General features: G+C 71.6%; 8 protein-coding genes. 4 read left to right on the top strand and 4 right to left on the bottom strand.

Annotated elements, in window-relative coordinates:
- Together VF794_RS16965 and VF794_RS16960 are read right to left on the bottom strand one after the other, a co-directional pair.
- Nucleotides 1-336 (bottom strand): protein phosphatase 2C domain-containing protein (locus VF794_RS16965; RefSeq protein WP_331111645.1); only part of this gene is annotated, 336 nt, incomplete at its 3' end.
- Between the two features lie 18 nt (nucleotides 337-354).
- Nucleotides 355-999 (bottom strand): vWA domain-containing protein, encoded by a 645-nt coding sequence (locus VF794_RS16960; RefSeq protein ID WP_331111644.1) that lies wholly within the window; start codon nucleotides 997-999, stop codon nucleotides 355-357.
- Between the two features lie 290 nt (nucleotides 1,000-1,289).
- On the opposite strand from VF794_RS16960, the gene VF794_RS16955 reads away from it, so the two are divergent.
- Entirely contained in the window at nucleotides 1,290-4,835 is a 3,546-nt protein-coding gene (locus VF794_RS16955) for a PAS domain S-box protein (RefSeq protein WP_331111643.1), read from the top strand.
- Here the strand turns inward: VF794_RS16955 and VF794_RS16950 are convergent.
- The gene (locus VF794_RS16950; RefSeq protein ID WP_331111642.1) at nucleotides 4,798-5,382 is read right to left on the bottom strand and encodes a GNAT family N-acetyltransferase; all 585 of its coding nucleotides are present in this window, start codon (nucleotides 5,380-5,382) and stop codon (nucleotides 4,798-4,800) included. The two genes, VF794_RS16955 and VF794_RS16950, sit on opposite strands and share 38 nt — an antisense overlap.
- Before the next feature lie 105 nt (nucleotides 5,383-5,487).
- On the opposite strand from VF794_RS16950, the gene VF794_RS16945 reads away from it, so the two are divergent.
- Genes VF794_RS16945 through VF794_RS16935 form a run of 3 tightly spaced genes read left to right on the top strand, consistent with a single transcriptional unit; the run spans nucleotide 5,488 to nucleotide 7,345 of the window.
- Nucleotides 5,488-6,375 carry a 5'-3' exonuclease gene (locus VF794_RS16945; protein ID WP_331111641.1) on the top strand — a complete coding sequence of 296 codons (888 nt, stop codon included), beginning with the start codon at nucleotides 5,488-5,490 and terminating at the stop codon, nucleotides 6,373-6,375.
- Nucleotides 6,376-6,414: 39 nt separating this feature from the next.
- The gene (locus VF794_RS16940) at nucleotides 6,415-6,873 is read left to right on the top strand and encodes a group II truncated hemoglobin (protein WP_331111640.1); all 459 of its coding nucleotides are present in this window, start codon (nucleotides 6,415-6,417) and stop codon (nucleotides 6,871-6,873) included.
- Nucleotides 6,874-6,877: 4 nt separating this feature from the next.
- Nucleotides 6,878-7,345 (top strand): YaiI/YqxD family protein, encoded by a 468-nt coding sequence (locus VF794_RS16935; RefSeq protein WP_331111639.1) that lies wholly within the window; start codon nucleotides 6,878-6,880, stop codon nucleotides 7,343-7,345.
- A 9-nt stretch (nucleotides 7,346-7,354) separates the two neighbouring features.
- Here VF794_RS16935 and VF794_RS16930 read toward each other — a convergent pair.
- Nucleotides 7,355-8,366 (bottom strand): KUP/HAK/KT family potassium transporter (locus VF794_RS16930; RefSeq protein WP_331111638.1); only part of this gene is annotated, 1,012 nt, incomplete at its 5' end.

Genomic DNA, 8,366 nt, shown 5'->3' with positions numbered 1-8,366 from the left:
GCAGGACAGCTCGCGCGGCGGCACCTCGCGCCTCGCGGCCTCTTCCTCCAGGGACTGGAGCACCCGCCGGTACCAGCCGCGAATCACCTCCGGGTTCCTCACGGCTTCCGAGCCCTCGCGCGCGAGCGCCTCACAGGCCACCTCGACGAAGCGCCGGCACGCCAGCGCCGAGCCCTCCTGGCTCAGACTCACACTGCCCGCACCGTCGGAGCATGCCACCACCAGGAAGCACTCCTGCCCCGGACACGTGACGGTGCCCGCGCAGCTGTCCTGGCACGGTGTGGCCGTGCGCCGGTGCGAGGTCCCCTCCAGGGACTGCTGGAGCAGCCTCCACATGTGCGCGTTCCCCAACTCCTAGACGGTGGCCCAGCCGCCGGGGGCCGCCGGGTTGGCCAGCCGCACCTCGTCCGTCGTCTGCGAGCGGGAGACGGCCTTCTGTGAGTTGGACAGCCACTGGAACAGCTCCCGGAAGCGCAGGCCGTCCAGCTTGAGCGGCTCGCGCACGGAGAGCTGCTTGAGCACGTCGAAGTTGGCCCCCTCCACACCCACGGTGAAGAAGGAGAAGGCCTTGGAGGCCTCGCCCTGGCGCACGCGCTGGGCGGCCGTCAGCCACACGTCCGTGGGGCCTCCATCCGTGATGAGGAAGATCCACGGCCGGTAGAAGAGGATGCCGTTCTGCCGGTAGAGGCTCTTGCGCTCCGTCAGCATGTCCGTGGCCCGGAGGATGGCCTCGCCCATGGGGGTATTGCCCTCGGCCACCAGCGCGGAGGGGAAGAAGGACTCGGTGGTGGAGAAGTCGTGCAGGGTGCGCACCTGGCCCCCGAAGGTGACCACGGCCACCTCCACCCGCTTGGCGGCGAGGCTATCGGCGGCCAGTTCGTCGCGGTACTGGCGCAGCCCCGCGTTGAGCGCCTCGAGGGGAGCCCCGTTCATGGAGCTGGAGGTGTCCAGCAGCAGCACGCACGGGCAGCGCGGCTCCGGGTTCTCTGCGAACGACAAGGCTCCAAACGGTACTTGCTCGGCCACGTGCCTCCCTCCGCGCTGCGCGGGGGTCGTGGATCTACCAGGGCGGCCCCGGGTTGAACAGGCACGGCGGGAGCCGGATGCCGCCTGGCTACCTGCTCACCGTGCTGGCCTTGCGCCAGGGGCGTTCGTGGCCAGATCCAAGGCACTGGGGCCCGTGCCTCCGGCCCCCCCGAGCCGGTGACGGGCTGCCCGAGAAGGAGGGCCCTGCTGCCTTGCCCCCACCCGTCCACAGTGCTCCCGGTGAGACCGAGGTGCCGAGGGGTGTGCACTCCCTGGACGAGGCGGCGGGGCCGCGCGGCGAACTCGCGCTGTTGATGTTGGAGCAGGCGGATGGGTGTGCCCTCGTCGGGCTGGACGTGGAGGGCCAGGTCTCCCTCTGGACTCTGGGGGTGGGACAGCTCACGGGCCACGCTCGGGCCGACCTCCTCGGCGAGCCCCTCTCCGCCCTCTACCTGCCCGAGGAGCACGAGCAGGCGGCGAGGGATCTGCGCGAGGCCGAGGAGCGGGGCCGCGCCGAGACCGGGGGCTGGCGCAGGCGGCGTGATGGCACCCGTTTCCTGGCGAGGCAGGTGCTCGTCGCGCTGCATGACGCGAGCGGCGAACTCTTCGGGTTCTCCTGCTCCCTTCAGCCCGTGGAGCAGCAGGAGGGCCGCCTCGAGCTGCTGCGCCACCTGGGCCAGCTCATCCTCGCCTCCGTGGACGAGGGCATCTATGGTCTGGACACCGAGGGCCGCACCACCTTCGTCAATCCGGCCACGGCGCGCATGCTGGGGTGGGCGCCGGAGGAGCTCATCGGCAAGCTCCAACATGCGGTCATCCACCACTCGCGCGCGGATGGCACGCCCCTGCCCGAGGCCGAGTGCCAGATCTACGCCGCCTTCCGCGACGGCAAGAGCCACCACGTGGCGGATGAGGTGTTCTGGCGGCGCGATGGCAGCAGCTTCCCGGTGGAGTACCGCAGCTGCCCCGTCCGGGAGGGGGGGCGCCTCATCGGGGCGGTCATCACCTTCACCGACATCACCGAGCGGTTGCACTCGGAGGAGCGCGAGCGCCAGCTCATCCGCGAGCAGGCCGCGCGCGCCGAGGCGCAGATGGCGGAGCAGCGCGTGCTGCGGATGCTGGAGAGCATCTCCGACGCCTTCGTCGCCCTGGACCGTGCCTGGCGCTACACCTACGTCAACCACCGCGCCGAGGAGCTGGCGCACCGCTCGCGCGAGGAGATGCTCGGTCGCACCCCCGTGGAGGTGTTTCCCGGCTTCAAGGGCTCGCGCTCCGAGCAGGGCTTCCGCGAGGCCTTCACCGAGCAGCGTGCCGTCCACTTCGAGGAGCACAACCCCTCGAGGGAGACCTGGGTGGAGATGCACGTCTACCCCTCCCATGAGGGGATCGCCGTCTACTTCCGGGACATCACCGAGCGCAAGCGCACCGAGGCGCGGCTGCGCCTCTTCGAGTCCATGGTGGTGAACGCCTATGACGGCGTGGTCGTCCTCGAGCCGGAGCGCGTGGACGGGCGCAGCACCCGGCGCGTCGTCTATGCCAACCCGGCCTTCTGCCGGATGACGGGCTACAGCCAGGAGGAGCTGAAGGAGTCGGAGACGTTGCTGCTGATGGGACCGGAGACGGACGGGGCGACCCTGGTGCGCATGCGCGAGGCCCTTCAACGGCAGGAGCCCAGCCGCGAGGATCTCCTCACCTACCGCAAGGACGGCTCCTCCTTCTGGACGGAGAGCACCCTGGTGCCGGTGAAGGACGAGGAGGGCCGGCTGATGCACTGGGTCTCCGTGACGCGCGAGGTGACGGAGCGCAAGCAGTCCGAGGAGACGGCGCTGCGGCTCGCGCGTGAGGAGGCGGCGCGCTCCGAGGCCGAGGCGGCGCGCGCCCGCATCGAGGCCATCCTGGAGAGCATCACCGACGTCTTCTTCGCCCTGGACCGGGAGCAGCGCTTCACCTTCTCCAACCGCCGGGCGGCCGAGGTGCTGCAACGACCCCGCGAGCAGCTCCTGGGCCAGCGCCTGGAGGCGGTGCTGCCCGGGGGCGGGGAGGCCGGGCTGGTGCAGGGGGTACAGCGGGTGCTGGCCGGCGACAGGGGCTCCGAGTGCGAGATGTACCTCGTGTCGCAGGAGGCCTGGTTCGAGTGCCACGTGAGCCCCTCCAGCGAGGGCGTCTCCGTCTATCTGCGCGAGGTGACGGCACGCAAGCGGGCGGAGGAGGCGAGTGGCCGCCTCACCTCCATCATCGAGGCCACCCCGGACTTCGTGGGCAGCACGGACGCGCAGGGGCGCGGGCTCTACCTCAACCGCGCCGGCCGGCGCATGGTGGGGCTGGCGGAGCACCAGGACGCGGGGGACTGGGGCATCGCCTCGGCCCACCCGACGTGGGCCGCGCGGCGCCTGCTGGCCGAGGGCGTGCCCACCGCGCTGCGCGAGGGCGTGTGGATGGGGGAGACGGCGCTGCTCACCTCGGATGGGCGGGAGCTGCCCGTCTCGCAGGTGCTGCTGGCCCACCGCGAGGCGCAGGGCAGGCTGGAGACGCTCTCCACCATCATCCGTGACATCTCCGACCGCAAGCGCGCCGAGGAGGCCCAGCAATTCCTCTCCGAGAGCGGTCGCGTGATGGTGGCCGCGCTGGAATACGAGGCCACGCTCCAGAGTCTCGCCCGGCTGGTGGTGCCGCGCCTGGCGGACTACTGCGTGGTGGGGATGTTGGAGGGCGACGAGATGCGCCGGGTGGCCATGGTCCATCGGGATCCCACCCGGGAGCCGCTGTTGCGCGAGCTCGGGCTGGTGCAGCGCCTTCGCACCACCGTGGTGGGCGTGCAGAGCGTGATGCGCACCGGAGAGCCGGAGCTCGTCCCCGAGGTGACGGAGGCCTGGCTGCGCGCCGCCGCCGAGGAGGAGTCGCACTTCGCCACCCTGTGCCGGCTGGGGCCGCGCTCCATCATGATCGTCCCGCTGGTGGCACGCGGCCGGACGCTGGGCGCCATCACCTTCGCCTGCGGCGCGGAGTCGGGGCGGCGCTATGGGCCGGCGGACCTCACGCTCGCCGAGGGCCTGGCCGGAAGGGCCGCGCTCACCATCGACAACGCCCGGCTCTACAAACAGTCCCAGCAGGCCACGCGGGCACGCGACGAGGTGCTCGCCGTCGTCTCGCACGACCTGCGCAACCCCCTCAACGTCATCTCCCTGGGCTCCACCTACCTGCTCAAGCACCTGCCCCAGGGCGATGAGGCGACGTCCTGGCGCAAGCAGGGAGAGCTCATCCGGCGTTCGGCGGACCGGGCCGTGCACCTCATCCAGGATCTGCTCGACGTGGCCAAGGTGGAGTCGGGGCGCCTGTCGTTGGAGCGCGAGGCGGAGACGGTGGGAGGGCTGCTGGACGAGGCCATCGAGCTGCACCGGCCCCTGGCGGAGGCCCACGGGCTGCGGCTGGAGCGCGAGGAGGCGCCGGGCCTGCCGGCGGTGCTGGTGGACCGGGCGCGCGTGCTCCAGGTGTTCTCCAACCTCATCGGCAACGCGTTGCGCTTCACCTCGGAGGGCGGGCGCATCACCGTGCGGGCCCGGCGCGAGGGCGCGCTGGTGCGCTTCGCCGTCATCGACACGGGCAAGGGAATCGCCGCGGAGCACCTGCCGCACCTCTTCGACCGCTACTGGCAGGTCAAGAGCACGCGAGAGGGGGCGGGGCTGGGACTGCCCATCGCCAAGGGACTCGTGGAGGCCCACGGCGGGCGCATCCAGGTGGAGAGCGAGCCGGGCCGGGGCAGCACCTTCTCCTTCACCCTTCCGGTGGCCGAGGCGCCAGCAGCGCCGTGAGGACGTGGTCGCGCCAGCGGCCCTCGATGAGGACGAGCTCGCGCGCGAGGCCCTCGACGCAGAAGCCCAGGCGGCGCAGCACGGCGGCGCTGCGGTGGTTCTCCGGCAGGTGGTTGGCCTGGATGCGGTGCAGGCCCAGGGGCCCGAAGGCATGGTCGCACACGGCGCGCACGGCCTCGGACATGTACCCCGAGCCCTGGGAGCGGCGGTCGAGCCCGAAGCCCAGCTCGGCGGACTGCAGGGGGCCGCGACGGAAGTCGGTGAGGGACACGCTGCCGAGCACCGGGGCGGAGGAGAGGGGGAACTCGCGCGGCAGGAGGAAGAGGCGCAGGGCGGTGCCGCGCCGCCAGTCCTCGGCGTCCTGGGCCAGGCGCGAGCGCCACCAGGTGACGGTGAAGAAGTTGTCGGGGCGCGGGGGCGACACGGCGCCGAGGTGCTCGCGGTTGGCCTCGTGGTAGGCCAGCACGCGCGCGGCCCCGTCCGGAGGCAGCAGGGCCAGGTTCAGGCGCGGGGTGGTGAGCAGGACGGGCGGGGTGTCCGAGGGCATGGGGCGGCGCCCCAGGCTAGCGCGCTCCGGGGGGGCACGCGTGCGCCACGAGCGGCGGCTCGATGGATGGGGGCGGCTCCCGTTGACTGCGCTACCGTAGGGCCCATGCGCCTGCACCTCGTCGACGGCACTTATGAGCTCTACCGCGCCCACTTCTCGCCCCGGCCCGGACACTCCGCGCCAGGGGGGCAGGACGTGAAGGCCACCGTGGGGCTCGTCTCCTCGATGCTCGCGCTGCTGCACGACGCCGGGGAGGCGGTGACGCACCTCGGGATCGCCTTCGACAACCCCATCCGCTCGTTCCGCAATGAGCTCTTCGCCGACTACAAGTCCGACGAGGGCGTGCCCCCCGAGCTGCACGCGCAGTTCGACCTCGCCGAGGAGGCCATGCGCGCGCTCGGGCTCACCGTCTGGTCCATGAAGGAGTTCGAGGCGGATGACGCGCTGGCCACCGCCGCCGCCCGCTGGGCCGGGCAGGTGGAGCAGGTGCGGCTCCTCACCCCGGACAAGGACCTCGGGCAGTGCGTGCGTGGCCGGACGGTGGTGCAGGTGGACCGCAAGCAACAGAAGGAACTGGACGAGGAGGCGGTGCGGGCGAAGCTCGGCGTCGCCCCCCCGAGCGTGCCGGACATGCTGGCGCTGGTGGGCGATGCCGCGGACGGCATCCCCGGCCTGCCCGGCTTCGGGGAGAAGGGCGCGTCGGCGCTGCTCGGGGCATACGGCCACCTGGAGGCGATTCCCGAGGAGGCCGCCTCCTGGACGGTGCGCCCGCGCGGGGCGGACAAGCTCGCGGCCACCCTGCGCGAGCACCGCGAGGCCGCGCTGCTGTACCGCAAGCTGGCCACGGTGGTGACGGACGTGCCCCTGGCCGAGTCACTGGGGGACCTGGCCTGGGCCGGTGTCCCCCGGGAGCGCTTCCTGTCCCTGTGTGACAGGCTGGGGCTCACCACGCTGAAGACACGCCCCAAGCGCTGGGCGCCGGACGCCGCGTGAAGGAGAATGTGCACCCGTGCACCGGGGTTGAATACCGCTATGTCCACCGAGCTCAAGCCCATCGGGCTGAACCTTCCTCACGGCGACGACAACTGGATCCCCTCCATGGAGGACATGCCCTTCCACCGTCTGGGTGGCGAGGAGGGCGTGCGCGCCCTGGCCAATGCCTTCTATGACGCCATGGATGCGCACGAGCCGGCGCTCGCCCGCCTGCATGAGCTGGATGAGCAGGGCAGGGTGTCCCAGGGCATGCGCGAGCGGTTCGGCCTCTTCCTCATCGGCTGGCTGGGCGGGCCCCAGCACTACATGGAGAAGCACGGCCACCCGCGGCTGCGCATGCGCCACGGCCACTTCGCCGTGGACGTCGCCATGCGCGACGCGTGGGTGCGCAGCATGCAGCGCGCCATGGATGTCCGCGGCGTGAAGGGCGGCGTGCGCCGCTTCCTCGACGGGCGCTTCTCCGAAGTGGCCGACTTCCTGCGCAACGTCGAGGGCTGACCCGGTGAAGATCTGGGTCGACGCCGATGCGTGTCCGGGGCCGGTCCGGGACATCCTCCTGCGCGCCGCGCAGCGCCTGCGGGTGCCCACCGTCTTCGTGGCCAACAAGCGCCTGTCCCTGCCACCCTCGGAGCTCGTCTCCACCGTGCAGGTGGGCGCCGGGCTCGACGTGGCGGACCGTCACATCGCCGCCTCGGGGAGCGCCGGGGACCTGGCCATCACCCAGGACATCCCCCTGGCCGCGCTGCTCGTGCCCAAGGGCGTGGTGGTGATGGATCCGCGCGGCGAGCTCTTCACCGAGGAGAACATCGACGAGCGCCTCTCGGTGCGCAACTTCATGCAGGAGCTGCGCGACAGCGGCGTGACGACGGGCGGCCCCAGCGGGTTCTCCGCACAGGACCGCCAGCGCTTCGCCGCCACCCTGGACCGGGAGCTCACCCGGTTGCTCAAGTCGCCGCCCGTGAAGCGCTGACGCGGAGGGCTACAGCTCGACCTGCGTGCCCATCTCCACCACGCGGTTGGGCGGGATGCGGAAGAAGGAGGTGGCCGAGCGGGCGTTGTGGCTCATCCAGACGAAGAGCGCCTCGCGCCAGCGCGCCATGCCCGGCTTCTTGGTGACGAGGAGCGTCTCGCGGCCGAGGAAGAAGCTGGTGCCCATGAGGTTGAACTGGAGCCCGGCCTCGCGCATGCGCTTGAGGATGTCCGGGACACTCGGGTCCTCCATGAAGCCGTAGCGCGCGTACACGCGCTTGAGGCCCAGCTCCAGCGGCTCCAGGGGCTCCACCTCCACGCGCTCGGAGGCCGGCACGTGCGGCACGTCCTGGGTCTGGATGGTGAGGAGCACCGTCTGCTCGTGGAGCACCTTGTTGTGCTTGAGGTTGTGCAGGAGCGCGCTGGGCGCGGCCTCCGCGTTGCCCGTCATGAAGATGGCCGTGCCGGACACGCGCGTGGGCGGGTGTTCCCGGAAGCTCTCCAACAGGTTCTCGATGGAGATCGCCCCGACGCGCAGCCGCTGTCCCAGCAGCTCGCGGCCACGCTTCCACGTCGTCATCAGGGTGAAGATGATCAGCCCGAGCGTGAGCGGGAACCAGCCGCCGTCGGGCACCTTCACCGCGTTGGCGCCCAGGAACGACAGGTCGATGGTCAGGAAGAGCGCCGTCACCGGCAGCGCCACCGCGCGGCTGATCTTCCAGCGCTCGCGAGCCACCACGTACGCCAGCACGGTGGTGATGGACATGGCGGCCGTGGTCGCCATGCCGTAGGCCGCCGCCAGCCCGCTCGAGGAGCGGAAGGTGAGCACCAGCACCACCACGCCCGTGAGCATCGCGAAGTTGAGGCCGGGCAGGTAGATCTGCCCCTCCTCCTCCGCCGAGGTATGCACCACCTCCAGGCGCGGGCTGTAGCCCAGCTGGATGGCCTGGCGGGTGATGCTGAAGGCGCCGGAGATGAGCGCCTGGCTGGCGATGCTGGCCGCCAGCGTGGCGAGCGCCACC

The organism is Archangium sp. (genome assembly GCF_036389735.1).
GTDB lineage: Bacteria > Myxococcota > Myxococcia > Myxococcales > Myxococcaceae > Archangium.
Note: the sequence above shows the minus strand (reverse complement) of the source record. Positions and strands in the feature narration are given on the sequence as shown.

Excerpts from the sequence above, each read along its gene's own strand:
- VF794_RS16940 (WP_331111640.1), top strand. The coding sequence starts at position 6,415 with ATGTCCACCGAGCTCAAGCCCATCGGGCTGAACCTTCCTCACGGCGAC.
- VF794_RS16950 (WP_331111642.1), bottom strand. The coding sequence starts at position 5,382 with ATGCCCTCGGACACCCCGCCCGTCCTGCTCACCACCCCGCGCCTGAAC.
- VF794_RS16945 (WP_331111641.1), top strand. The coding sequence starts at position 5,488 with ATGCGCCTGCACCTCGTCGACGGCACTTATGAGCTCTACCGCGCCCAC.